Raw genomic sequence first — 26042 nt, 5'->3', positions numbered from 1 at the left:
CGATGCTCGTTTGAGGTTATTTCAACGTGGAGTCCAGTCGTGTCTGCCGAGCTAGAGTGCTCAAATGAACCGCTGGCCGCAGATCAGAAATCCCAGTCGTCGTCTTCAGTATCTTCGACCGCACCGATAACGTAAGAAGATCCGGAACCGGAGAAGAAGTCGTGGTTCTCGTCGGCTCCCGGCGAAAGGGCTGCCAGAATCGCCGGATTAACCGCAGTATCCTCAGGCGTGAAAAGAGCCTCATAGCCAAGGTTCATCAACGCCTTGTTAGCGTTGTAGCGCAAGAACATCTTGACATCTTCGGTCAGGCCCATCTCATCATAGAGCGAAGCAGTGTATTCCACCTCGTTGTCGTAGAGTTCCTCAAGCAACTCGAAGGTGTAATCTTTAAGCTCAGCCTGGCGTTCCTTGGATGCCTTCGCCACCGCAACTTGGTACTTGTAGCCAATGTAGTAACCGTGTACAGCTTCGTCACGGATGATCAAGCGAATGATGTCGGCTGTGTTGGTGAGCTTACCGTGGCTGGACCAATACATCGGTGCGTAGAAACCCGAGTAGAACAGGAATGATTCGAGCATGGTGGAGGCGACTTTTCGCTTTTCTGGATCATCGCCACGGTAGTAATCAAGGACGATCTGCTCTTTCTTTTGCAGGTGCTCGTTGCTCTCTGACCAGGCGAAAGTCTCGTTGATTTCTTCGGTGGACAGCAGCGTAGAGAAAATCGAAGAATAGGACTTCGCGTGTACCGACTCCATAAATGCGATGTTGGTGTAGACGGCTTCCTCGTGTGGGGTAATCGCATCCGGAATAAGCGAAACTGCACCCACAGTACCCTGCACAGTGTCGAGCAGTGTGAGGCCAGTGAACACGCGCGTCGTCATAAGCTGCTCGTGTGGCGCGAGAGTATTCCATGAGGGAATATCGTGAGAAACTGGCACTTTTTCAGGCAACCAGAAGTTACCAGTGAGCCGCTCCCATACTTCGAGGTCTTTTTCGTCCTCAATCTTGTTCCAGTTAATTGCTTTTATCGTGCCTTCACGCAGGCGAAACTCTGGTGACGTCATCAGTTTCCTTCCGGGTGTACGCGCCAATGTCGATGCGTTGGTACGCGTTCGTGTGGAGTTGTGTTCTTCGATGAGAGCAGTGGGGGCCGCCAACACCGAACTTCTCTTATCGTCTCACCCGATGACACTCCCGCGGGAGAGGTAAACGCGCGATCTTTTTCTCAACCGCAATCGAGTAGATCGCCTGCGGCCACACCAGGGCGAAGACGGAAATCGCACCCATCTTGAATGCACCGACGATTCAGCCCATTTTCTTCCACATTTTGATTCCTCCTATTAAGGTAGGCAAACAATTAGTGCTCCGACTCCCGCCAGCGACGCCGTCGCGCGTTTCACTACCGGCATTACTGCTTGTAGTATTTCTTCTCGTTGAGTTGTGTCTGTTCAAACGGCGTGTGAACGTCATATTTACTGAGCTTAATCCACGCCTTCTTTGCTTCACCTCGATTTTGAATCAGCCCGGCTCTCACCGCTTGGAGTAACACGCCTACCGACGTCATGCAGGCAATATTCTGCCGCCGCGCGTTCTTTCGCCCTTGCTCATCGTCAATAATAAGAAGCGAACGCACATCTTGATCACGCTGTGCAAGACAGTGTGCTATCGCAATCGCCTCACCAAGATCTTTCTGACGTGGATTGGCCAGATCGAAACCCGGACCGGTATACATGCTCAAATAGGGAGTCAGATTTTCAAGTGAATCATCAATAACACAGAAATAGGGCGAACTTTTGAGTGTTTCCCACCTTTTTCGACCACCTTTGAACCGTGGAGTCGTTAATTTTCGATCCATTTCTCGCTCAATGGCCCGGGGAACTGAGATGGACGTTTGCGCGCTTTTTGCAATTTTCACTAAAAAGTCATGCTGATTAGAACAGACAAAAGATAAAAGCACGCTCGTATCAGCAACGATGAACATCTTCCACGTTCCTCATTCCCCGAAGAATTCGATCAGAGTCGCGAGTTCATCGTCCTCCGAAGTCTGAGAATCGCCCGAGGAAATTTGTTTCCTGGAAGAGTTCATTTCATTGAAGAGCGATTCGAGTTCTTCGCGCACGTCTTCAACTGCCTGACCACGCGCGAAGGCAACTGCGTGAAGCGGAATCTTCCCCTCGATATATGCTCTTGTTGCGTCAGCGATTAATGGTGCAGAGGCGCCTTTTCGCCGCGATCCCACGGCGAGCGCATCATATTCAGCTCTCCAACCGAACTGGGTGGCAAGTTCAGCAGCACTTACACCAGCCAACGGATCAATCTCATCCTGAGAAAGAAGATTCGCATCACCGATCTGAATCAATGCAACTGCAGGCGAAACTCGAAACTTCTTCACTACTTGCGAAAGCTTTTCGCGCGGCGATTCGAATGAATCACCCAACAAAACCTGTACACCCTCAAGAGGACACAGCAGGTGCCGCGCAAAACTATTCGCTTTTGTTTCTCGCGCCGAGTTACCTTCACAAATGTATTGCTTGGCCGATGTTGAGATATCCCCTGCGAGAAAATGGCCGATCTCATGCGCAATCGTCATTCTCTGACGAAATGGATTCGATGAGGCACCAATTCCCACAACGGTTTTCCTCGTTTGTGGATCTCGTAGAACTAGACCATCCATTCGATCATTTAAATCAATGACAACGAAATCAACATCCGGAACGAGACGCTCAAGCTCATCGATATCAACGATCGGGTTATCACCAAGGCGGTGTTCACGGCGAAATTTCTCAGCGATTAGTTGGCCTGCTTTCGAAGCGGAAAGTGTCATCTTCCCACCTGAACTTCGTCCAAACGGATACGCAAACGCAGATACGGCAGTAGTTCTTCTTTCGCTGCTGTCATATCAATGCCTCGATCGGAGCGAGCCGCCCATTCCACCCGATCACGCAGTGGCGTTTCGTCGAGAAAATCCTCCATTGGGACGGCAAGCGCCCAACTCAACGCAAGCAACTGCCCCGCGTCGGGAATCTTCTTTCCTGATTCAATGCGAGAAAGACCCGCCTGCGAAATGGTGCCCTCAAGCATTCGCGCAAGCTCGCGAGCACTGCATCCTTGGCTCTGCCTCACCTCACGAATGCGCTGACCGATGCCCTCACTCAACACGTGAATCACTCTCCTTTATCAGTGATTCAATTCTACTGCTTTTCAGATTTTCTGTTTTGTCTTATCCACAACACTTTGTGAAGGCAAACAATGAAACAGCACCAGCCCTCACCACAACGCCAATGCCCAGTCACAACACAGGCGGCTCGGCGCAAAAACGCATTTCATGAAAACGGCGTCGGTAGCGATCTCCTCCCGCCACCGACGCCGTTAGCTCACAAACTCGCTAGAGCATACACGAAACGCAACCTTCCACTTCCGTACCCTCAAGCGCAGCCTGTCGAATACGCATGTAGTACAGCGACTTGATTCCCTTGCGCCAGGCGTAGATGTAGTTCTTGTTCACGTCGCGTGTGGATACCGTGTCCGGATAGAACAGTGTCAGACTCAAGCCCTGATCCACATGCTGCGTCGCGACGGCGTAGGTATCGATGATCTTCTGTGGTCCAATTTCGTATGCGTCCTGGAAGTATTCGAGATTGTCGTTAGTCATGTAAGCAGCCGGATAATACACGCGCCCGAGCTTGCCCTCCTTGCGAATCTCGATTTTCGAGGCGATCGGGTGGATCGACGACGTCGAATGGTTGATATACGAAATCGACCCCGTGGGTGGCACAGCTTGCAAGTTCTGGTTGTACATTCCGTACTCGGCGACGTCGGTGCGAAGCTGGCGCCAGTCCTCCTGAGTCGGGATGTGGTGGCCTGCGAAAAGTTCGCGCACGCGCTGCGTTTCAGGCGTCCACTCTCGATCGATGTACTTGTCGAAGTAGGTGCCGTTGGCGTAGTCCGAACGCTCGAAACCGTCGAAACTCTCCCCGCGTTCCTTGGCGATTTCCATCGATGCGCGGATCGCATGGTATGCGACTGTGTAGAAGTAGATGTTTGTGAAGTCGAGCGCTTCGGGAGAACCGTAGAAGATTCGCTCGCGGCCCAGGTAGCCGTGGAGGTTCATCTGTCCCAATCCGATTGCGTGCGAACGTTCGTTTCCTCGCTTGATAGATGGCACCGACTCAATCGAGGTCTGATCCGAGACGGCGGTGAGCGCACGAATCGCCGTCTCTACCGTGTGCCCGAGGTTACCAGCGTCCATTACCCTCGCAATGTTCAAGGATCCCAGATTGCAGGAAATGTCTATACCCACATGCTTATAGGAGAGATCCGCGTTGAGCGTGGATGCCTCAGATACCTGAAGAATCTCTGAGCAGAGGTTCGACATCGAGATGCGTCCATCAATCGGATTGGCACGGTTCACCGTATCTTCGAAAACGATGTACGGGTAGCCCGATTCAAATTGGATCTCGGCTAAGGTCTTAAAGAACGCACGGGCGTCAATCTTATACTTGCGGATACGTTCGTCGTCCACCATCTCTCGGTACTTTTCGCTGACAGAAATTTCCGTCATCGGCACTCCGTATACGCGTTCGACGTCGTAAGGCGAGAACAGATACATCGGCTCATTCGCCTTGGCCAGCTCGAACGTAATATCCGGGATCACCACACCCAGCGACAGCGTTTTAATACGGATTTTCTCATCCGCATTCTCACGCTTCGTATCCAAAAAGCGCAGGATGTCTGGGTGGTGGGCATGGAGATACACCGCGCCGGCACCCTGTCGGGCACCGAGCTGGTTCGCATACGAGAACGCATCCTCCAAAAGCTTCATCACCGGATTGACACCCGAAGATTGGTTCTGGATTCGCTTAATCGGAGATCCGAGCTCACGGAGATTGGTCAAGTTCAGCGCCACACCGCCGCCACGTTTAGACAGCTGCAGAGCCGAGTTAATTCCTCGCGCAATGGACTCCATATTGTCCTCGATACGCAAAAGGAAGCAGGAAACAAGCTCACCCCGTGCGACCTTGCCCGCGTTCAGGAAAGTTGGGGTAGCCGGTTGGAATCGACCCGAAATTATCTCGCGCATCAAGTTCATTGCCTGCTCTTCGTCACCCTCACCCAGAGCGAGAGCTACCATCACTGCGCGCTGTTCGAAGTTCTCCAAGTATTCCTTGCCGTCGAAGGTTTTGAGCGCATACGAGGTGTGGAACTTGAAAGCTCCAAGAAAGGAGGAGAAGTGGAAATCCATCGCGTCGGCCGCAGGGAAGATCTCCTCCACGAACTCCGCGCGATAACGATCAACAATGGCCTTTTCGTAGTAGCCCTTGTCAACCAACCACGCCATTCGCTCGGTAACCGAACTGAAGCGACGACGACGGGGCTCTACGTGGTCTTCCATGTACGCTTCGGTGGCACGCAGATCTGCGTCGAACTGAATTGAGCCGTCAGGCGCGTAGAGATTGAGCTGGGCGTTCAGCGAATGGTAGTCCAAAACTTTTCCAATCCTTCTTTAACTTTCGCCACATCGGCGGGTGTGCCGAGCAGTTCGAAACGGTACATGTGGGGTACGTGAGTTTTGCGAGAGATGATGTCACCCGCGATGCAGTAGGCTTTTCCGAAATTAGTGTTTCCTGCGGAAATCACTCCGCGTATCAGAGCACGGTTTGCGGGATCGTTGAGGAATCTGATGACCTGTTTGGGCACCGCACCACCACTGTTTCCTCCGCCATAAGTAGGAACGATCAGCACGTATGGCTCAGTAACGTGGAGGAATGGGTCGTCACGTCGGAGCGGGATACGCTGCGCATCCACACCGAGCTTTTCGACAAAACGGGCAGTGTTGTTAGTGACCGACGAGAAGTAGACGACGTGAACCATTGCTCACGCATTAAGCAGCGGCAGTTGCGCGTTTGCTCGTGGCAAGTGCCTTGATCTTGTCCGGGCGGTAGCCACTCCAGTGTTCCCCGTTCGCCATTACGACCGGAGCCGACGCATATCCGAGCGCTTTGACGGATTTGAGCGCCTGAGCATCCTCGGTGAGATCCACTTCAACGAAGTCAAGACCAAGCTTAATCAGCGAGCGCTTCGTGGCATTGCATTGCACACATGCGGGCTTGCTATAAACGGTGATCATTGATCTCTCCTTCCGAGGGGGTCTAACACGTGCCGATAACCCCAGCGATCCTAGGTTGTTTTGTTATGTACGGCAATGTCTCCCAACACTACATCTTGTGTAGGCGTATTTCACCCACCGCAACATCTTCCAACATGTGGGGTTTTACCTCTTGACAGAGTTAGGCGCATTGACACGCGGAAAAGTGGATGAAAGCGATGAAGAGAAAAAGGGATCTTTGTGCGAAACTCGGCGAGTCGGATAACGAAAGTTAGGACTTTTGCCCCTCCGGAACGAAAGATGAAGCCGATCACGCAATTATTTCGGTGAAATTCTGCACATGAAACTTGAATGATTCGAAAAAACCAGCAAACATTGTCCTCATGGACACATCTTTCTCGAAAACGCTACATGAGGTTGGCCTGCGCGTTACCAAGCCGCGGCTGTCCGTGTTGCACGAGTTAACTCAGCACCCGCACTCAACCGCTGATGACGTGCGTCGCGGTGTCACTGAACGCCTTGGCCGTGTTTCGACTCAAGCGATTTACGATGTACTCCACGCCCTGACTGAAAAAGGGATTCTGCGAAAGATTGAGCCTGCCGGTTCTGTGCCGCTCTATGAAGTGTCCAATCACGATAACCACCACCATCTAGTGTGCCGTCACTGCCGCACAGTGATCGATATCGACTGCGTGGTGGGATACGCCCCGTGCCTCACCCCGTCCAACGATCATGGCTTCGTCCTGGACGAGGCTGAAGTGACGTTCTGGGGTGTATGCCCCAAGTGCCAAGAGCAGTAAACACCACCCACAGCAGATCGTGGCGCCGGCTGCAGCTCACGTACCAAGGCCAATAAAAGTACACACCGGCGAAATCGCTCGATTTCAGAGAAGCAGTCGTTAATATCTTTGGGCCTCCCGCGATCGCGGGAGGCCCAAAGATATTAACGAGTAAAAGAATCTAGTTCTTGAACTGATGCAACGGCGCCGGAATTGCACCACCACGGTTAATAAACGCCTGTGATGAGTAAGGGCTAATCGGCATGATCGGTGCCTGACCAAGCAAACCGCCGAATTCCACCATTTGCCCCTCGTGAATCCCCACAGCGGGGATCACGCGAACAGCAGTGGTCTTGTTGTTCATCACGCCAATGGCTGCTTCATCGGCGATCATGCCAGCAATTGAGGCTGCCGGGGTGTCACCGGGAATGGCAATCATGTCCAGGCCAACCGAGCAGATCGCTGTCATTGCTTCGAGCTTCGATACCGAAATCGCACCCAAGCGAGCAGCTTCAATCATGCCCTCATCTTCGGACACTGGAATGAAGGAACCCGACAGTCCACCCACCTGTGAGCAGGCCATGAGACCACCCTTTTTCACAGCATCGTTGAGAAGCGCGAGCGCTGCAGTAGTTCCATGGGCACCAACACGTTCCAGACCCATTGCCTCCAAAGCACGAGCAACAGAATCGCCCACCTCTGCTGTCGGTGCGAGGGAAAGATCAACGATACCGAATCGAACTCCGAGACGTTCAGCTGCCATACGCCCCACGATCTCGCCTGTGCGGGTCACTTTGAATGCCGCTTTCTTGACAATCTCGGCCAGCTCATTGAACGATCCCTCAGGCACAGAATCGATCGCACGCTTAATAACGCCAGGCCCCGAAACGCCCACACTCACCACGCACTCAGGCATCTCCACACCGTGGAATGCTCCAGCCATGAAGGGGTTGTCGCCAACAGAGTTCGCAAAAACCACCAGTTTCGCAGCGCCAAGTAATCCTCCTGGGAGCGCGGCGGTTTCAGCCACAACTTCTCCCATGCGCTTGACGGAATCCATATTGATGCCCGCGCGCGAAGAACCAATATTAACCGACGAACACACCACATCGGTGCTGGTCAACGCCTGCGGAATCGAATCAATCAGACGCTGATCGGATACCGTAGCACCCTTTTCAACGAGGGCGGAGAAACCGCCGAGGAAATCAACTCCCACAGCCTTTGCTGCTGCATCAAGCGTGCGAGCCCACTCCACATAGTCGGGGTTTTCCGATGCCCCAGCTACGAGCGCGATGGGGGTAACTGAAATTCGTTTGTTAATAATAGGGATGCCGAGTTCAGCCTCAATCGACCGAGCCGTCTCGACGAGGTTCGCCGCCAGGCGGGTGATCTTGTTGTAGGCCCGTTCACGAGCGCGGGCGTCATCAGAGTCGGCGCAATCGAGCAGCGAGATACCCATGGTGACAGTGCGAATGTCGAGTTTATCCTGGGCGATCATGTTGACCGTCTCAAGGATCTCGTTCACGTTATGCAGCATGTGCCACCTCCTACAGATCGTGCATCGCGTCAAAAATTACGTGGGACTGGAGGGTGATCACCAGGCCGCGCTCCTCCCCGAGCGAGCGCAGGGACTCCTGCAGCTCAAGCATATTCGGCTGATCTCCCAACTGAATTTCGAGAATCATCGCGAAGTACTCACCCATCGTCTGCTGAGAGATATCGAGGATATTGATGTTCTTCTGGGCCAAGTGGCCGGCAACGGCCGCCACAATTCCAGTGGTGTCAAGCCCTGTCACTGTCACAATTGCATTCATGTGGATATTATCCGTTACGCGCGCGAAGGTGTCCATGCGGGTCGTGACACTCCCCGCGGGTTCACAAGGACGTGTAACCTGAAGCTATAGCTGTTTAATGGAACCAGTATGGGAGCACAACATGAAACTTAATGTGGAATCGTTCAACCTCGATCACCGTTACGTTTGTGCTCCTTACATTCGTGTGGCAGACGTCAAGCGCCTGAGCGAGGGCAGCGTACTGACAAAGTATGATGTGCGTTTCTGCCAGCCAAATTCCGAACATTTAGAGATGGACGCTGTCCATTCCATTGAGCACATGTTCGCTGAATTTTCGCGAAACCACGCGTCAAACGTCGTCGATTTTTCCCCGATGGGGTGCCAAACAGGCTTCTACCTCATGCTCAGCGGCGAACCGGATGTGACGTCAACAGCCGAATTAGTCGAGACAACTTTCCACGACATCCTCACTGCCGACGCCGTCCCCGCTGCCAACGAAGTACAGTGTGGGTGGGGTGCCCACCACTCGCTCAAGGGTGCCAAAGACGCCGTCACAGCCATGCTGTCCAAGCGCTCCGAGTGGGAACAGGTCCTGACTACTGATGCTGGCAAAGGAGCCGCCTCATGATTCCGATCAATGCTCTCATCATCTCTGCCATGCCTGAAGAAATGGCACCGATGCACGAACTTCTCGCTCAGTCCAAGCGTACCGAGGTCGAAAATTCGGCAGCGAAGGTAGTGGCGTTCCACCGCGGCCGCTCCGATATCGTCACGATGGTGACGGGAATTGGCATGGCAGCATGTGCCAGTGCTCTTGGGTGGGCACTGGCGAAGTATCAGCCGCGTGCCATCATTTCGATCGGCTCAACAGGTGGCCTTGCAGCAGATGCTCGCGTTGGCCAGGTCATCGTCGGCGAAACGTATATCAACGGCGGGGCAGATGGCACCGCCTTCGGTTACGCTCCCGGACAAGTTCCGGGCCAGCCGGAGGTTTTCACCGGCGACGCAGCCCTTCTCGACGGCGCTCTGTCACTCCTCGAGGAGCTATCGACGTCGGGGCAACCAGTTCGGTGGTCAGAGGCAGTTTCGGTGTTCTCCAGTGAGCATGAGTCTGCACTGAACCACACAATTTGTCCGCAGGATGTTCGCATCGGTCAGATGCTGTCTTCTGATGCGTTTGTTACCGAGCGTAACGTCGAAAATAGGCGGGAGGTCTTCCCACATGCGTTGAGCGCAGATATGGAAAGTCACGCTGCTGCTCAAACCGCGTATCGCTTCGGGATTCCGTTCCTTTCGGTTCGCGGTATTTCTGATCTGTGCGGCAAGCCGGATGACCAGTCGGTGTCCTTCCACGCCGAGCTCAGCGAGGTTGCGACGTCGGCGGCCATTTTGGCACTGGAGTTCCTCTACCGCGGCGGGATCCTTGAAACTGCGCGCTCAAACCATGGGCCGGCGAAGCACTTCGGCCAGCGCTCGTTGATGGCAGCAATGTTCTTGATGCTTGCTTCGGCGAATAACTGCGAACCGATACCAACCGAGGATGTGTCCGACGCGGTTCACGATGAGATCACCGACCACCTTGAGGGCTTGAGTGATGAAGCGATCGAGCATGTCATTGGGCTTGTTGCGGCGGGTGCGCGACTAACTCAAACCGATCCTCAGGCAACTCTCACTGCCAAGGAATACGACCACCACCGCTCGCAGTTCATTGCCTTGCAAGACGGGGGCGAGGGTGGTTTCTTGTGGCCTCCGACGTCACAAACGATTATCAAGCGGTTCAACGGATACTGGAACGATGCGCTGGCCGCAATCGGCTTGGAGCCGAGGCGTGGGCGCGCTCGTGGTGGGTTGAAGTTCAGCCAAGATGATTACATCTACGCGATTCGCGCCTATATGATCGATGCCGCTCACTCGGGTACGTCTGCATCCTTCGTCGGCTACAAAACGTGGTTGGAAAAGAACGAGAAGAAAGGCGAACTCCCCTCAGGAGCCGCGATCCGCCAGCGGTTCGGTTCGTGGAAGGCGGCGCTCGGCGCAGCCATGAGGCGCTAGTCAGCCCCCGCACATCGACATGGTTGGAGCACACTCTCCATAGAGAATGTGCAGCACTTTGAAAGATTTTCTTTGCGGTTACGCACTCGGAGAGATAGACTTTTCTTGAACCATTCAAGTATTGGATTCCCGATTCGGATCCACTCGGAAAGAAAGGGCGCTATGTCTCTGATTAACACCTCCATTTTGCCGTTCAGCACGCAGGCTTACCACAACGGCGAATTCGTAGAAGTGACAGAAAAGGATGTTCTCGGCAAATGGGCCGTTTTCTTCTTCTACCCCGGCGATTTCACCTTCGTTTGCCCCACTGAGCTCGGCGATCTCGCAGATCACTACGATCAGCTCCAGGAAATGGGCGTCGAAGTCTTCTCTGTTTCCACTGATTCGCACTTCGTCCACAAGGCGTGGCACGACGATTCCGAGGAAGTCGGCAAGGTCAAGTACTTCATGCTCGGTGATTCGAATGGCCAGCTCGCCACCAACTTTGACACCCTGCGTGAAGGCGGCGCCCAGGCTGACCGCGCCACCTACCTCATCGATCCTGACGGCGTGATTCAGTACATCGAGCAGACCGCTGAAGGTATTGGCCGTTCCGCTGATGAGCTCCTGCGTAAGATCAAGGCCGCTCAATACATCGCAGCACATCCAGGCGAGGTTTGCCCGGCAAAGTGGGAAGAGGGCGAAGCAACTCTGACCCCCGGCATCGATCTGGTTGGCAAGATCTGATCACCACGCATCACATCGGCGTTCTGGAACGCCCCTGAAGGGCTACCGTCGGTAGTGAACTCCCTTCAGGGGCGTTTCTGCGACGCCTCAACACACCAGCTTTGGTACCACAACAACCACATCATGCTTTGAGGAGGCTTCGATGGCCAAGAAATTACTAGACGAGAACTTGACCGCGTCACTTATGCAGCTCACTGGGCGCATCACCGAGAAAGTAGAACTGGTGGCGTCGCTTGACGAACGCCCCGCGTCGGAAGATCTCGAACTGCTGCTCCAGGACATCGCCGCGCTGAGCGACAACGTCGAATACATGCGCGACGACTCAGCCAACGAGCGTAAACCCGGCTTCACCATCCGCCGCGCAGGTACGGACATTGCCGTCCAGTTCGCTGGAATTCCGATGGGACACGAGTTTTCTTCGCTCGTTCTTGCACTTCTGCAGGTGGGCGGAAATCCGATCAAGGAAGAACAAGAACTCATCGATGCCGTGGCTGGCCTTGAAGGCGATTTTGAGTTCGTCACCTACATGTCGCTCACCTGCCAAAACTGCCCAACTGTTGTTCAGGCCCTGAACACAATGAGCGTGATCAACCCGCGCATTAAGCACACAGCTGTTGAAGGTTCGCTCTTCCAGGATGAAGTCAACGCGAAGAATATTCTTTCGGTGCCAACGATCTACCTCAACGGTGAAGAGTTCGGCCAGGGCCGCACCACGATCGAAGAGTTCGTGGCTCGTCTGGATGCCGGGGCTGCTGATCGTACGGCTGAAAAGATGAATTCTGCCGAGCCTTATGACGCCCTTGTTGTGGGGCAAGGCCCAGCTGGCGCAGCTGCGGCAATTTATTTCGCCCGTAAGGGTCTGCGCACAGCAATCACTGGTGAACGTTTCGGTGGACAGATGAACGACACGCTCGCAGTCGAAAACTTCATTTCGCAGACCTACACCGAAGGTCCGAAGCTCTCCGCGCAGCTCGAAGAGCACGTCAAGCACTATGCGATCGATGTCTACCCTGCCTCAACCGCAACCGGTCTCACTCCGGCGTCGGCAGAGGGCGAGCTGCACACCGTCCACTTCGGCGACGGCGCACTCAAGGCTCGCACCGTCGTCGTCGCTACCGGTGCGCGCTGGCGTCTGATGGGAGTGCCGGGCGAAGAGGAATACCGCAACAAGGGCGTCACGTTCTGCCCGCATTGCGACGGCCCACTTTTCAAGGATAAGAAAGTGGCCGTGATTGGCGGCGGGAACTCAGGTATCGAGGCTGCGATCGATCTCTCTGTTCACGCTTCGCACGTGACCGTTTTCGAGTTTGCAGACAAGTGCCGTGCCGACGATGTTCTCATGGACTCGCTCGCCGCGCTGAAGAACACTGCAGTCATCACGAATGCTCAGACCACCGAAGTGCTCGGTGACGGCACGCAGGTGACTGGCTTGACTTACACGGATCGGGCTACTGGTGAGAAAAAGTCTGTGGATCTGTCGGGCGTGTTTGTGCAGATCGGCTTGCTACCGAACACCGAGTGGCTCGACGGCGTGGTGGAACTCAATGCCAAACGTGAAATCGCGACAGATGGCAAGGGCGCCACGAGCGTGGCGGGAATCTATGCTGCTGGCGATTGCTCGGACACCACATTTAAGCAGATCGTCATCGCTTCCGGTTCCGGAGCTACGGCCGCGCTGTCGGCATGGGATCGCTTGATCCGGCTGTAACGCGGGCCAGATACACCCTCGTCTGGGATACAGATCATCAAAGGTGGGGCTGGCTGCAAACGCAGCCAGCCCCACCTCATCAAGTGGACGAGTTTTAGTCCAGGTAGTTAGTGCCTCAGTGTTAACGTGCTCTACACATCACTCGGTCACACCAAGTTGATCGAAGATAAACGCCAGCTCGCGCCCACGATCTTCCCACTTCTTGTACCGGCCTGAACCGCCACCGTGACCAGCAACAGTTTCGGTCAGCAAAAGGATTGGACGCGTCACCTCGTCGTTGGTGACGTTGTCGCGCAGAACCTGCACCCACTTCATTGGCTCAAGGTAGGACACACGCACGTCGTTGATCGACGTTGTTGCCAGGATCGCTGGATAAAGCTCACCTTCGCGCACGTTCTCGTATGGCGAGTACTCCTTCATATAACGGTAGATGTGCTCCGACTCCACTGGGTTACCCCACTCTTCCCACTCGCCCACGGTCAGGGGAAGTTCAGGCTTGAGGATTGTGTTGAGTGCATCGACGAATGGCACACCAGCGTGAACCACGCGGAAAGTCTCCGGCGCTAGGTTCGTGACCGCACCCATCAGCAGACCACCAGCGCTGCTGCCCTCGGCCGCTAGACGTCTTGGGTCCACCAGGCCGGTGTCAAACAGGTGATGTGCTGCAGCCACGAAGTCGCTAAACGTGTTCTTCTTCTTGTCGAACTTGCCGTTCTCGTACCATTCGCGCCCCATCTCGCCGCCACCACGGACATGCGCAATGGCATAGACGATCCCGCGATCAAAAATCGGTAAACGATCCGCCGCGAAGAACGGATCGATCGAGATTTCATAGGAGCCGTAGCCATAAATGAAACCGGGGTTCGAGCCATCGCGTTCAAGGTCAGCTCGGTAAACCACCGTCATCGGGATCTTCGTACCATCTTCGGCGGTGGCCCACTCGCGCACCTGGACATACTTGGAACGGTCATAACCTGGCACGTCGAGCACCTTGAGCGTGCGTACCTCACCGGTCGCGGCGTCCCACTCGTTCGCCGTGGCCGGATCAAGCAGGGACTCGGTCATGAAGAGCACCGACTGTGCATTCCACTCCGGGTTCGCTCCCAGATCAATTGTGGACAACTCCGGAGCGTTGATTGCCTCCGGCTCGCTCCAACCCGACAACGCCGGTGCTCCGCTTTCGTCCGTTCCTTGCACGTCGATCCTACGCAGCACGCGCAACGTGGTCGAGCCAGCAGAGCGGAGCAACACCACGGCGAAGCCTGCGAATGCGGCAACTTCAACGATACGTTCCCCCTTGGCCGCAGACATCACAGTCTTCCAGCTTTCAGGAACCGAGGCTCCGATCGGAGCGCTGGACACCTCGAAACCCACGTTGGTGAGGTTATGCCAGATCAAGAGCTGATCACCGGCGACATCCGCCGTGTAATCGAGCCCCGCACGACGCTCAGACACCACGAAAGGCTCAGCTCCGGCGTCGGTGATAGGCATGAGCCGCACCTCGGAGGTGGTGGTCGATGCCGAGTGGATGATGAGCCACTCACCGTCACGCGATTCCCACATCAATACGGAGAAATTCTCGTCATCTTCCTGATAAATGAGGCGGTCAGTTTCCGGATCTTCACCGATCACGTGCTCCCAAATCTGGTAAGAACGCCACGCCGAATCTGCACGCGTGTAGTAGATACGACTGGAATCTGGGGAAAAAGCCAGTCCATACACAACCTTCGACAGCGATGAATCCACAACTTCACCGGTGTCAATACGCGAGATCGTCAGCGCAAATTCCTCATTTCCCGCCACATCCACCGCGAGCGCAAGAAGCTCACCATTAGGCGAGATAGCCTGCCCTCCAATGGAGAAGAACTCATGCGGCTGCGCGAGCACATTGGCGTCGTAGATCACCTGCTCGGCATCACCAATGGTGTCTGGATCGGGGCGCTCGCTCCCGATAGCACGCGCACGGGAAAACGCAGGGTACGACTTCCCTTCGAATGTGCGAGTCCAATACCAGTAGTCACCTTTGCGCACGGGAACCGTCACATCAGCTTCCTTCGTGCGCGCGGCGATTTCACCGACGATTTTCTTTTCCAGGCCCGCAAGATGCGCAGTACGCTCAGCGAACCATTCGTTCTCCTGTTCGACGAGGGCACGAGCCGCAGCCTCGTCGCCTCGCAACCATTCGTAGTGATCCACAACGGTGTCGCCGTGGAATGTCCGTTCAATCGGGCGCTTCTCGGCCCGTGGTGCTGTATGTGTCATTCCCCCAGTCTAAGCGACACCACGTTTCTTGAGAACCACGCTCACTACGACTCTGGTCCAGTAAATCGCTCAGTGCGAGTGTATCTGGGTCTGCTCCACGGCAAGTGAGTCCACGAGCTCATTGCCCGCATCACCCGCGTGGCCGCGCACCCACTCCACTTCAGTTTTCCCACTGCGCCCTTCATACAGTTCGAGCGCACGTTCAATGAGTTCACGGTTTGCTACCGGCTTACCGTCGGCTTTCTTCCACCCCCTCTTACGCCACCCTTTCGCCCACTTGGTGACCGAATTAATGACGTACTGCGAATCGATACGCAACAGAAGGTCGCGATCCGGGCCGGCAAATTCGAGAGCAGCCACCAGCGCGGTCAGCTCCATAATGTTGTTGGTGGTTGCGTGTGCGCCGCCGCTTGCCCACTGCCCAGTCAACTGTTCTACATAAGCCCAGCCACCTGGCCCAGGGTTACCAGAGCACGAACCATCAGTTGCGATAACGAGGTCAAACCCAGTCTTGGGACGTCCAACAGGCGCGTCACTGCGGCCTGTTTTCATTGGCGTCACTGTGTCACCGACAACGGCGTTGGGAGCTGTCGCCTCGCTGTCGCTACTGTCGGTGATGCGCACCTCATCGACGCCACTGTTGGGAGCGTCAGACGGGACGTTAGTCGGAACTTCAGCGTCGTTCTTTCGGGAAGGGGTGCCGAATAAAAACTCATCAATGTCAAAACCAGATGTCATAGCTTTAGACTACGGCACCAGTTGGGTAATCTAGATGTAGCTCTGTGAAAGGGAAATAATGTTGAAACTCTCTGATTACCGCGAAGCAATTAAGCTCGACACGCCGGTACCTGCGGCCGAAACAGATGACCGCTCCACACATGATCTCCTTTTGACCGCTCTGGCTGGTCTGAAGGACAAGAAGTACACCGGCGGCACGTCGGCAAACCTCTCTACCGATGCTGGCCTCGATCTGTGGCTCAAGACCGAACTCGCCGAGCGTCCTGCTGGCGATCTCGATCCGATTACCTCGCGCGCTATCGACACGCTGTTGTGGCGTCGCATGGGCCGTCATGGCCGTATCGAAGTCAAGAGCCTGCGCCGCGTGATCGATTTAAATCCTGATTCCGATTACACGCACGCCGACTCCGTGGTGCTCTACCGCGGCGATTCCGAGCAGATCGTCGTCGATGCTATCGTGACGTCGGCGATGCCAGATCTGTCCGGCTGTCCGCTCCCCTTCGATCACTGCATCGATTCGGAAATTCAGACGCAGGGCGGCCCCTGGATCAAGTCCGATCTGAAGAAGATCAAGGAAATAACGGGCATTGAGGAGCTTCCGCTGGGTGAAGCTGTCATTACTCGCGGCTACCGCCTCCCAGCTAAGTACGTGATCCACACCGTCTCGCCGAAGGCCAGCGGTGGTAACCATGAAGATCGCCTCAAGGAACTCTACGACACCTACACCGCCTGCCTGAACCTGGCAGCACAGGTGAAGGACATCAAGTCTGTTGCATTCCCGGCAATCGGCACCGGAATGGGAGGCTTCTCGCTTGAGGAGTCGGCTCAGGTTGCACTGAAGGCTGTTGACAATTGGTTCGATGAGCACAGCGGCAAGGTTGAGCTTGTTGCACTGCTCGTGCGCGGCGATCACGATTCCGAGGCATACCAGCACGCACTCGATCGCTGGGTTGAGGACTGATCTGACGCGATCCATCATCTCAAGGAAAATGGCCGGCCAATTGCCGGCCATTTTCCTTATCTACTAGGGTGTGAGAGGTGCGCCTAACGCGCGCTACAGTGACAACGGACGCACGCCCCCGACGTCGGGAGGAGGGTGCGTCATCTTAATGACCTGCAAGGAGGAGAGCGTGGATCCAGAAACACTGTTCCGCATTGTTGACGTCGCTGGTGTGCTAGCCAACGGCCTGATCGGCGCAACCTTGGCACGCTCGCTCAGCTTCGACATGTTCGGTTTCCTTACGCTGGGTATCGTTACCGCGCTGGGTGGCGGCATGACGCGCGATGCTCTTCTCGGTACTGATTTTCCCGTCGCTCTGACTGATCCGTGGTACTTGTGGGGTGCAATCGGCGCCTCAATTTTTGCCTACTTAGTCCCGCTCGACGGACGGTGGGCGCGGCGCTTACTTGCAATCGCCGACGTCGGAGTGCTCGGCTGTTGGTCGGCGACAGGTGCCGCGAAAGGCATGATGGCCGGATTGAACCCGGTGCCGTCGATTTTCTTGGGGACAATCACCGCAGTGATGGGTGGAATCTACCGTGACGTGATGGTTGGTCGCAGACCCGCCGTGTTCGGTTCCAACCCCTTGTATGCCACTTTCTCTGTGATTGCAGCTGGGCTGATGGTGTTTTTCCAGAGCCACGGAATGTATGAAATAGGGATGGGGTTGGCCATCTCCATCTGTTTGATCTTCGGCTTGCTCGCTCGTCGCTATCACTGGATGCTTCCCATCAAGGCGATGGATCTGAGTGCGCATTTACGTTCAGAAAAACTCAAAGCCTTGCGCGTGAAGTCGATGGAACGAGCGCGCGGCGTGCGCCGACGTCGAGACGGCGGGGCGAACCCTGACGCTCACCGCATCCTGCGTGACAAAGAATAACGGTCATTGATCCACGCTTCCCCTCGTTTCTATCGCTCGTAGCGTCGATCTTTTTTACTAAAAATCCTCACAAGACTTCGCAACTTGACACCTCCTTAACTTCAGTGGTTAATTAGTTATGTAACTAACCAAATAAGGAGAGGAGGTGTGAATGCTGAACTTCGACTCATCGACCCCAATCTATGTGCAAATTGCGGAAGATATTCGACGAAAAATTGTCGCTGGCGAACTCGTTCCCGGCGATCAACTGATGTCAACGACTCAGTACGCCACCACATACCGAATCAATCCGGCCACTGCGAATAAGGCATTTTCGGCCCTCACTGCTGAGAGATTGGTGTACAAACAGCGCGGAATTGGCATGTTCGTTTCAGCCGATGCGCCCGAAATTTTACGCGCACAAGGACGCCAAAACTTCCGCACCGAACACCTTGAACCAGCCATTCGCACGGGCCTGGCATACGGATTCACCCCGGAAGAAATCATCACTCTCACGCGCACGATCCTGGAGGAACAATGACACACTCAGATGAGCTCGCGCCGATCAGCGGCAACGACGCCATGACGCAACACCATCCCTCGGACACACACAATGCCACCGGCGTCGTGCTTCATGATGTTCATGTACGCTATGGGCACTTCGAAGCAATTAAAGGGATGAACGCACGTCTACGACCACATGTCATCACTGGCCTGCTCGGGCGCAACGGAAGTGGAAAATCAACGCTTGCTATGGCGATGGCTGCCCAGATTCCTTTCCGAGGTAAAATCACGCTCGATGGGCAAGACATCTGGGAGAACTCGAAGGTCATGCCCCAGGTTGCCCTGGTCAGCGATTCGACTCCCCTCTATGAGAACCTCAAAATTACGCGAACCTTGGCCTTATGGGACACGGTTCGACCGACGTTCAATCGCCAGCTTGCTGAAGGTCTGCTGAACGCATGGGAAATTTCGCTCACAAAACGCCCCAACCAGCTCTCACGTGGACAGCAGAGCGCTCTGTCAGCTGCGCTCGGAATTGCATCACGCGCTCCGCTGACCATCTTTGACGAAGTCCACCTAGGCATGGACGCGGTATTGCGCCGCGATTTCTACGACGTCCTTCTCCAGGACTTCATCGCCCATCCGCGCACAATCATCATTTCCTCTCATAATGTCAACGAAATCGAGCATCTCATCGAGGACGTGTGGATCGTCGAAAATGGGCAGCTCGCGGCCGAAGGAACCGCCGACGACGTTCGTTCCTCTTACGCACGCCTCATGTCAGTGGACAACGGCGTGCCCGATCTGACTTCGATTCTGGCTCATATTACGCGGCGCGTTTCTGGCACCGAGGTACTTGGGCAACTCGATTCCCAGTCATCAATTCCTCATCAGGAGGCCTAGAATGCAACGCTCACTCATCAAGGCCGATCTTCGGCCGATGCTCTGGACTCTCCCACTCTTTCTCCTACTCACAGCGGGGGCACTCCTGACTTATCGCCTCCTCAACGGCTCCTTCGACACCTCACCATCAGTCATATTCGGTTCATCCGAATTCGGCATGATCCACGCCTATCCGTCCACGACGGTAGACACCAGCGCGATTCCGGCGGGAACCGACGTGTCCAATCCCGAGTTCAGTATTCCGACGGTGACACTCGGTGGCCCGTGGAACCTCATGGCAGGGATGGCGAATCTGCTCTATATTTTCTCCCTCGGATTCGGTATCACGGTGAGCGAGCGTATCAAAGGACGCCTCGGAGCAGGTGTCACTCGCCGTTCACTCGCACTGTCCACCCTTGCGACGGCAGTGGCGGTGGCCGCAATTCACTCTGCAGTATCTGGTGCTCTCCTCATGGTCGGTGACATCCTCGATGATCGCGTAGTTCTCGGATCCTCACTGTGGATGTACCTCTATATTCCACTGTGGCACCTAGTGTTCTTTGCATGGATGATCCTCATGAGCGTTTTCTACCTGCGCTACGGCGGAGCAACACTGATCTTCACTATTCTTGGTCTGTGGTTGTTGCTTTCCATCTCCTTTGGGGTCCTCACGTCCCCTATCGGCGCAGCACTTGCGAGCTGGCTCGTTAATCTTCGTGACTTCATCACATTGGCAAATCCTGCGATTGCAGAAACCGAGCGCGCTGCGTTGCTTGCCGTGATCCCAGCTCTGGGGACATGGTGTGTGATGAGCCGGATGCGCGTGAAAAGGAAGTGACGTCATGAAACTTTTCTCCGCGTATGGACGCCAAATCGTTCAAACTTCAGCTTTCGCTAGCGTCTTCCTGGTGGCGGTGTTGCTCACTGTCCGGGTGGTCTTCGGAGCAGAATCGAATGAGGGAATGCCATGGATCGAAGAGGTTGGATCGCATTCGTACTTGTGGATCGGCCTGAGCCGCTTTCTGACAAGTCTGATTGGATATGGTGCTGCTATAGCCGCAATCTTTGTCTATGGCACGCGAGCTAGTGTTGCCGCTGGAGCAACACGAAGCGAAAACTTCCGTTTCATTGTGTGCTCATTTCTTCTCGTCATGGCACTGGTATGGGGCTTGATCGGTGTGATGTGGGCAGGCGCGTGGTTTATCGAAAGCGTCACACTCAAGGGCGTCTCCCTCGCGACACTGGCGTTTAATGTCACCGCTCTGGCTGCGTCATCGAGCGCTGGAATTTTCCTCGGAATCGTTTTTGCTCGTTGGCGTTTGCGCCAGGTGATCATTGGAGGTCTGATCGTCCAGGTCATTCTCTCAGCAATCATTGCTCTGGGAATCTTCCTCTCCTACCTTCGCACGGGTCATGCACAGTGGAGTTTCGACCACGGCCCACTGGGAATCTGGGGAGAAGAAATATTCTCTCTTCCCGGCTCCTGGGCGGTATTGTTCTTCGCATTCACCCTGGTGATGTTCTTCCTGACGTGGGCGATCAACCGAAAAATGCCTATTCGGCGCAATTAGCAGACTAAAGGTGAGGCGTTGGAAATTCCCAACGCCTCACCTTTACCCTATTTTGCTAGTTCATCTGACGTTTGCGAACAACCAGTACAGCGCCTGCAATCACAGCAACCAGCCCTGCCAGCGCCATCGCACCCGAGGACGCACCGGTACGAGAAAGTTCGCCCGATGGAGCCTGAGAATCCTGAGATGAATCAGGCTGCGTTGGCTTCACCGTTCCCGGCTTATGTCCCTGATTGGACTTCTGTGGGGTGGCTGGAGTCAACTTCGTCCACGGAACCGTAGTCGCCGACGCGGTTGGGCTCGGCTCAGGCTTCGCCGTCGGTGTCGGGTCCGCGGGAGCAGTCGGTGTCGGGTCAGCCGGAGTGGTCGGAGCCGGGTCTACTGCCTTCGGCACCGTCAGCTTCACCTGCACCTTAATGGTTTTCTCGGACTTGTCCGGGAAGGTGACTACAATCGTTGCCTCGTAACTTCCCGAAGCAAGCTTCGTGTCACCGGCGACCTTCGCGCTCAGCGTCCCGTCCTTCGCCAAGGAGAGGAATGCGGGCAGGTCTTTGCTAGTAAACGTTGTTCCCTTCGGAAGTGCGCGTCCAGTCGCCGACGTCGGAGCGCTAGTCTGTGCCTTTCCGCCGGCGGTGACGTCAATTGGTGGGTAATGAACATCAATGAAGTCGGACAGCACAGGCTCAGCCTCAGGGCCAGGGGTCATGCCGGTGACCTTATAATCCTTGATCGTGAATTCCTGTGTGGTGGTATTACCGGCATAGTCCGTGAGCTCAGCGATCACCGTTCCGGTTGCTGCTGGGAGCGCACGGAAAACGGTGATGTCCTCTGTCGTTGCATCCGCACCACCGACAGTACGAATTGTCCCGCCACGCACGTGCTGACGTAATACCTTGGCTTCTCCGCCTTCCGGCTTGAAGCTCACCACAAGCTTGTACCAGTCACGCGTGGTGGGGTTCTTAAAGCGGTATTCGCCGTTCTCCTTGATGACCAGGTCAGACGCAGGCATTGGCGCTGCGAGTCCATCATGGGTATTGACGCGAGTGGTGTATCCGATCGTCTTACCCTGCGGTACCACGGTCACATCTGCAGTGTAGCCCTCAAGGAACGGAACAGGAATTGTCGCTACCCCTTTGGCACAGTCCACAGTAGTTGAGAACGTGTTGAGCTTGTCTGCACTGCGGTTTTGGAGATGTGCAATCGCCGTACACTTTCCGGCGTCGGCACCTTCCCAGTGAACAGTCACTTCACGCGGCTTCGCTGCGAATGTCAGATCGTTGATCTTTGATGTGGTGGTGTCAACCGTGAGTTTCGTCGGCAACCCAGTGCCGTTAAAGACCACGGGTGTGGGAGCCGAAAGCTGACCATCTTTACCAACAGCTTGTACCTGGTAGGTCACCTTGCCGCGGTTGGGCGCATCCTTGATGTATGCCAGATCGGTGAACCCGTCGAAGAGATGGCTCGTGCCCTTGGCGGTGACAGCGCTGACGCGGTAATTCACCACATCGCCGTACTTGGCCTTGTCCCAGCCAAGGACGAGCTGACCGTCATCGTATACACCGCGAATCTCGACGCCGGTGGGCGCTGCTGGTGCTGTACGCCCGTCGGTGACGGCGAGTTTACCGAGATTGAGCTGATAGCCCTTGGCCTCGCCAAATTTCAGACCAATCGATGTCACCGTCTTGCCAGCAAAATCCTTCAAGCTCAGCTTGGCAGTAGTCCACTCGCCAGCCTTCTTCGAGGAATCAAGCGGAAGAATAACCGGTTCCTTCTCGCCCTTGAGCGTCAGGACGACACTGGCGGGGGCGGCGTCGGCGGAAACCTTTTTGAAAGTCAGCTCAAGGGCTGATCCTTTCTTGACAGAAAGATCCGTCTTGAAGAGGTTCAACACAGTGTCGTTCGCGGTATCACCATGGATTGCCAGCGAGTTGCCACCCTCGTAGGCACCTTGCGCTGCAAATGGAATTGTTGCTGGCTTGCCAGCGAAAGTGCTGCGCTTTTCATTCTTGCCCATGTCCCAGTCAGCGGTGAGTTTGCCGCCGCCCGTCGTCCACCACTGCCACGAAGGAAGCAGTGCCTGGGAATCCATATTCGACCACTCGGAAGAGTTCGTTACCTTTCCGCCGTTCCACCAAGACAGACCCTTGCCGATGGAGAAATTGGTGGCAAACGTGGATCCCGAGATGACCGACCGCGCAGGAACGAAGTCGGCGACGCCGGGCCATGTAATGTCGTTGGCGTTCAAGTCGGGGTAGCTTGTCTTCGCGTCATATTCAGCCGACGCCGGATTCATTGTTGGGCCTGAGAAGTACAGGCGCTGGCGACCATCGACGACCCACTGAAACGGCGCCTGCTGGAATAGAGGGTTCATCTTCGGGCCATCGTTTGCGTCAAGAACATCGCGTTGATAGAAATCTGAGGGGGTGAAAAGAGCGATAGAGGCGCGCGGCGAATGGTTTTTCTCTTTATCGACGTAGAGTCCACGAATACCCTTGGCTGTGGGATGCAGATTTTGGAACTTCGCCTGATTAGCCTCAACACCGAAAAATGCTTGAGCGAAAGGATCATCCTTTGCCTGAGCGATTTGTCCCAAAATTGTTTTAGCCGAGCTCTCATCCCACCCGTAGTTCAAGAAGACTGAATCCATGACCTTCTTGGCACCCTTGCCAGTCCATTCAGCTTTAACCGAGTCCCACTGTGATCCAGTATTGGTGTACCACTGGGTGTACAGACCCGCATCAGTCAGCTGCTTCATGAATGGCTTAAGCTTCTGCTCACCAAAATTTGTTTCTTCGTCATTGAGGAAGTAGCCGTCATAGCCGTAGAATTTCGCCATTTCGATCAACTTTTGAGCCACGATATAGCCCTTGTTACCCGGTTCGAAAGCTTCTTCGAGAGTCAATGCCGGGCGGAAAGCCGGATCAAAGTAGATGGTGGCGATAGATTTCACGCCGTTTCGATGGGCAGCATTAGTCCATGCAGGATTCGGAATATCAACAATTCCGAATTCAAAACCACGCTTGCGCCAATCGCTCGATTTGGGATCGTAGAGGCTCTTGGGAGTTGTCAAAGAGGCAGAACCATGCCAGGGGCTCCAGTAATCTGCATACTGCCAAAACTGGAGGGTATGCTCATTAGCATCGTTGTTCGCACGGAAATTCTCAAAGAAGGAGTTTCCGTAATCGCCCTGCATGAGCATGATCTGAGATTTACCATCGAGCTTCGGATCAGCCTGAGTAGCTGAATTGTGCCCGATTCGCGGCTGGAGCGGAATGTCTGCTCGCATGAATTGTGCATACGGATCGGTCTCAGGGCTCCAGTCACGCACATCTTGAAGTCTGTGCCCCTGATTGATTGGTTGCGCGGAGCGCACTGCATATTCTCCTTGTGGATATACGGAATCCGCAGCATTCGCCTGTGCAGCAAACGCAGTCAAGGTCAGAGCCGCAGTCGCCGAAATGGCGAGGGCACGGCGGCCGCCCCGACGGGAGGTTGATTGCTTTGCCATACCTTGTCCTTTCTTCATCGAATGACATGGCATTTTCAGCACACCAAACTAAAACGGTTAAGTCAAACACAAACAGTATCGTAACCTTGCGAAAATGCTTACATCGATGTTAAACACTCATTTGCAGTGACTGAGATCACCAACGACGTCGGGGAAACCACAACAAAGTACAGACACAAAAGTGCCGGGACTTAATAAGTCCCGGCACTTTTGTGCAATGTGTTTTAGATAACCTCACACAGGAATCATGCGTTCTTCTTCTTGGAAGGAACAAAACCCCAAGCAGCAAGGAGGATGCCCACCACGATCAGACCGATGCCGGCGATGTTAGCGATCTTGCCAACCAGACCCCAGCCATAAGCGTTGAGCAGCATTCCACGAATGGTGTTGCCGTTGAGGAAGGTGTCGATACGAAGCTTCTGGAGCTGACCAGCCTTTACGGCCTCCGGGTATTTCGACTGCGGGTTTGCCATTTCCTTGCCCACGAGAGCCTTGACGGTCTTCTCGTCGGCGGTCGGGTTGTCAGCCTTCACCTTGGCTGTGAGTTCCTTTTGCGCAGCAGTAACGAGGTCACCAATGCCAGCGTAGGTCGCCTGATCTTCAGGGACACCAGCCGCCTTTGCAGCACCGCGCATGTGAGCGAGCACGAAGTTATCGGACCATACCTTGGCCTGGTCGCCATTTTCGAGGCGCTGGCCAGCATACTGGGATACAGCGTCAGCATCAGCCTGGGTCAGCCTGCCAGCTTCCACCTGGGCCTTGATCGCCTCCGTCGGCGGGAACATGATGTGCTGATCGCTTAGCTGTTGCTTAATGAAGGAGTTGGCGAACATGCCACCAATGAGCGCGCCGATGCCGACGAGAACGAGGATGATACCGACAACCTTCGACAGCGTCTTGTAAACCTGAGTAGCCACGGAACGTAGCTCCTTTCTTGAACAACCCTTGCGGATTCATACGAGTCTGTAACGTCACACCCCGACGATCTCCCGACTGCGGTGCGCGTCCAACTAGCACAGTACACCCGGATTCTCGACGATGAGAATAGTTGAGGACATTTTTAGGGCGTTGTGTCGTCACAAAAATACTCTCTAGGACTTAAGGCTGGGACTTGTGTCCCACCGTAGATGGACGGCCCCTACAATTCATGGTATAGCGAGAGTTACTCCCGGTCTTTTCACTCCGACTTAAGCCCTAGACAAACAGCAAATTCGTATAACCCCATCCACCTGTCAGAAAATCCACGCACCAGATCCCGCCACGGTGTTTCTTGTCGGTTTCACGTATGAATATTGTGGGCCGACCCAGACCTCAAGGCGCAAATCTTTACACGCCGCTCTGCCTGACCAAAAAACAAAAAAGACCCCGGTATCTCGTTGAAGATATCGGGGTTTCCATTGGTGCTCGAGGGGGGACTTGAACCCCCACAGTGTTGCCACCACACGGACCTGAACCGTGCGCGTCTACCAATTCCGCCACTCGAGCAAGAGTAACAAACAAACATGATACTGCCCGGTCTCCATCGGTGCAAACCCCACTCTCTAGCGCAGCCGG

The 26042-nt window shown here is 54.9% G+C and carries 24 protein-coding genes and 1 tRNA gene; 11 read left to right on the top strand and 14 right to left on the bottom strand.

Annotated elements, in window-relative coordinates:
- Positions 1-83 precede the first annotated feature (83 nt).
- The 7 genes from nrdF to nrdH form a co-directional block, all read right to left on the bottom strand.
- Entirely contained in the window at positions 84-1064 is a 981-nt protein-coding gene (gene nrdF, locus P7079_RS00245) for a class 1b ribonucleoside-diphosphate reductase subunit beta (protein WP_278012840.1), read from the bottom strand.
- Positions 1065-1408: 344 nt separating this feature from the next.
- Positions 1409-1981, bottom strand: a complete 573-nt coding sequence (locus P7079_RS00240; RefSeq protein WP_278012839.1) for a PIN domain-containing protein — start codon at positions 1979-1981, stop codon at positions 1409-1411.
- Between the two features lie 12 nt (positions 1982-1993).
- On the bottom strand, positions 1994-2824 hold the full coding sequence (locus P7079_RS00235; RefSeq protein ID WP_278012838.1) for an ImmA/IrrE family metallo-endopeptidase: 831 nt from the start codon (positions 2822-2824) through the stop codon (positions 1994-1996).
- Positions 2821-3168: a helix-turn-helix domain-containing protein gene (locus P7079_RS00230; RefSeq protein ID WP_278012837.1), complete on the bottom strand. Its 348-nt coding sequence runs from the start codon at positions 3166-3168 to the stop codon at positions 2821-2823. Before P7079_RS00230 ends, P7079_RS00235 begins: the two co-directional genes overlap by 4 nt.
- A gap of 217 nt (positions 3169-3385) precedes the next feature.
- Positions 3386-5485, bottom strand: coding sequence for a class 1b ribonucleoside-diphosphate reductase subunit alpha (gene nrdE, locus P7079_RS00225; RefSeq protein WP_278012836.1), 2100 nt, complete (start codon positions 5483-5485; stop codon positions 3386-3388).
- Complete coding sequence (nrdI, locus tag P7079_RS00220) at positions 5467-5871, bottom strand: class Ib ribonucleoside-diphosphate reductase assembly flavoprotein NrdI (RefSeq protein ID WP_278012835.1); 405 nt, start codon at positions 5869-5871, stop codon at positions 5467-5469. The genes nrdE and nrdI overlap by 19 nt, the downstream gene beginning before the upstream one ends.
- A 10-nt stretch (positions 5872-5881) precedes the next feature.
- Positions 5882-6127: a glutaredoxin-like protein NrdH gene (gene nrdH, locus P7079_RS00215; protein ID WP_278012834.1), complete on the bottom strand. Its 246-nt coding sequence runs from the start codon at positions 6125-6127 to the stop codon at positions 5882-5884.
- A 362-nt stretch (positions 6128-6489) separates the two neighbouring features.
- Here nrdH and P7079_RS00210 point away from each other — a divergent pair, with 362 nt between their 5' ends.
- Positions 6490-6906, top strand: a complete 417-nt coding sequence (locus tag P7079_RS00210) for a Fur family transcriptional regulator (protein WP_278012833.1) — start codon at positions 6490-6492, stop codon at positions 6904-6906.
- A 160-nt stretch (positions 6907-7066) separates the two neighbouring features.
- Here the strand turns inward: P7079_RS00210 and P7079_RS00205 are convergent, their stop codons facing one another.
- A complete protein-coding gene (locus tag P7079_RS00205) occupies positions 7067-8422 on the bottom strand; it encodes a PFL family protein (protein ID WP_278012832.1) in 1356 nt (451 codons plus the stop codon).
- A 10-nt stretch (positions 8423-8432) separates the two neighbouring features.
- Positions 8433-8699 (bottom strand): ACT domain-containing protein, encoded by a 267-nt coding sequence (locus tag P7079_RS00200; RefSeq protein ID WP_278012831.1) that lies wholly within the window; start codon positions 8697-8699, stop codon positions 8433-8435.
- 121 nt (positions 8700-8820) lie between these two features.
- On the opposite strand from P7079_RS00200, the gene P7079_RS00195 reads away from it, so the two are divergent.
- The 4 genes from P7079_RS00195 to ahpF all read left to right on the top strand — a co-directional run bounded on the left by P7079_RS00195 (position 8821) and on the right by ahpF (position 13164).
- Positions 8821-9306 (top strand): S-ribosylhomocysteine lyase, encoded by a 486-nt coding sequence (locus tag P7079_RS00195; RefSeq protein ID WP_278012830.1) that lies wholly within the window; start codon positions 8821-8823, stop codon positions 9304-9306.
- Complete coding sequence (locus P7079_RS00190; RefSeq protein ID WP_278012829.1) at positions 9303-10730, top strand: 5'-methylthioadenosine/S-adenosylhomocysteine nucleosidase family protein; 1428 nt, start codon at positions 9303-9305, stop codon at positions 10728-10730. The genes P7079_RS00195 and P7079_RS00190 overlap by 4 nt, the downstream gene beginning before the upstream one ends.
- A 162-nt stretch (positions 10731-10892) precedes the next feature.
- On the top strand, positions 10893-11456 hold the full coding sequence (ahpC, locus tag P7079_RS00185) for an alkyl hydroperoxide reductase subunit C (RefSeq protein ID WP_278012828.1): 564 nt from the start codon (positions 10893-10895) through the stop codon (positions 11454-11456).
- Positions 11457-11598: 142 nt separating this feature from the next.
- Positions 11599-13164 carry an alkyl hydroperoxide reductase subunit F gene (gene ahpF / locus P7079_RS00180; RefSeq protein WP_278012827.1) on the top strand — a complete coding sequence of 522 codons (1566 nt, stop codon included), beginning with the start codon at positions 11599-11601 and terminating at the stop codon, positions 13162-13164.
- A 138-nt stretch (positions 13165-13302) separates the two neighbouring features.
- Here the strand turns inward: ahpF and P7079_RS00175 are convergent, their stop codons facing one another.
- Both P7079_RS00175 and P7079_RS00170 read right to left on the bottom strand, forming a co-directional pair.
- Entirely contained in the window at positions 13303-15426 is a 2124-nt protein-coding gene (locus P7079_RS00175; RefSeq protein ID WP_278012826.1) for a S9 family peptidase, read from the bottom strand.
- 69 nt (positions 15427-15495) lie between these two features.
- Complete coding sequence (locus P7079_RS00170; RefSeq protein WP_278012825.1) at positions 15496-16164, bottom strand: ribonuclease H family protein; 669 nt, start codon at positions 16162-16164, stop codon at positions 15496-15498.
- Positions 16165-16222: 58 nt separating this feature from the next.
- On the opposite strand from P7079_RS00170, the gene P7079_RS00165 reads away from it, so the two are divergent.
- From P7079_RS00165 to P7079_RS00140, 6 genes are all read left to right on the top strand, one after another.
- Entirely contained in the window at positions 16223-17125 is a 903-nt protein-coding gene (locus tag P7079_RS00165; protein WP_278012824.1) for a macro domain-containing protein, read from the top strand.
- A gap of 169 nt (positions 17126-17294) precedes the next feature.
- Positions 17295-18044 (top strand): trimeric intracellular cation channel family protein, encoded by a 750-nt coding sequence (locus P7079_RS00160; RefSeq protein WP_278012823.1) that lies wholly within the window; start codon positions 17295-17297, stop codon positions 18042-18044.
- A 151-nt stretch (positions 18045-18195) separates the two neighbouring features.
- Positions 18196-18564, top strand: coding sequence for a GntR family transcriptional regulator (locus tag P7079_RS00155; protein WP_278012822.1), 369 nt, complete (start codon positions 18196-18198; stop codon positions 18562-18564).
- Positions 18561-19430: an ATP-binding cassette domain-containing protein gene (locus tag P7079_RS00150; protein ID WP_278012821.1), complete on the top strand. Its 870-nt coding sequence runs from the start codon at positions 18561-18563 to the stop codon at positions 19428-19430. Before P7079_RS00155 ends, P7079_RS00150 begins: the two co-directional genes overlap by 4 nt.
- 1 nt (position 19431) lies before the next feature.
- Positions 19432-20247, top strand: coding sequence for a hypothetical protein (locus P7079_RS00145; protein ID WP_278012820.1), 816 nt, complete (start codon positions 19432-19434; stop codon positions 20245-20247).
- 4 nt (positions 20248-20251) lie between these two features.
- Positions 20252-20980 (top strand): hypothetical protein, encoded by a 729-nt coding sequence (locus P7079_RS00140; protein WP_278012819.1) that lies wholly within the window; start codon positions 20252-20254, stop codon positions 20978-20980.
- A gap of 55 nt (positions 20981-21035) precedes the next feature.
- Here the strand turns inward: P7079_RS00140 and P7079_RS00135 are convergent, their stop codons facing one another.
- The 3 genes from P7079_RS00135 to P7079_RS00125 all read right to left on the bottom strand — a co-directional run bounded on the left by P7079_RS00135 (position 21036) and on the right by P7079_RS00125 (position 25973).
- Entirely contained in the window at positions 21036-24488 is a 3453-nt protein-coding gene (locus P7079_RS00135) for an endo-beta-N-acetylglucosaminidase (protein ID WP_278012818.1), read from the bottom strand.
- A 245-nt stretch (positions 24489-24733) separates the two neighbouring features.
- Complete coding sequence (locus P7079_RS00130; protein WP_278012817.1) at positions 24734-25405, bottom strand: hypothetical protein; 672 nt, start codon at positions 25403-25405, stop codon at positions 24734-24736.
- Positions 25406-25886: 481 nt separating this feature from the next.
- Positions 25887-25973, bottom strand: a tRNA-Leu gene (locus P7079_RS00125).
- Positions 25974-26042 lie beyond the last annotated feature (69 nt).

Source organism: Arcanobacterium canis (assembly GCF_029625435.1).
Taxonomy (GTDB): Bacteria; Actinomycetota; Actinomycetes; order Actinomycetales; family Actinomycetaceae; genus Arcanobacterium; species Arcanobacterium canis.
Note: the sequence above shows the minus strand (reverse complement) of the source record. Positions and strands in the feature narration are given on the sequence as shown.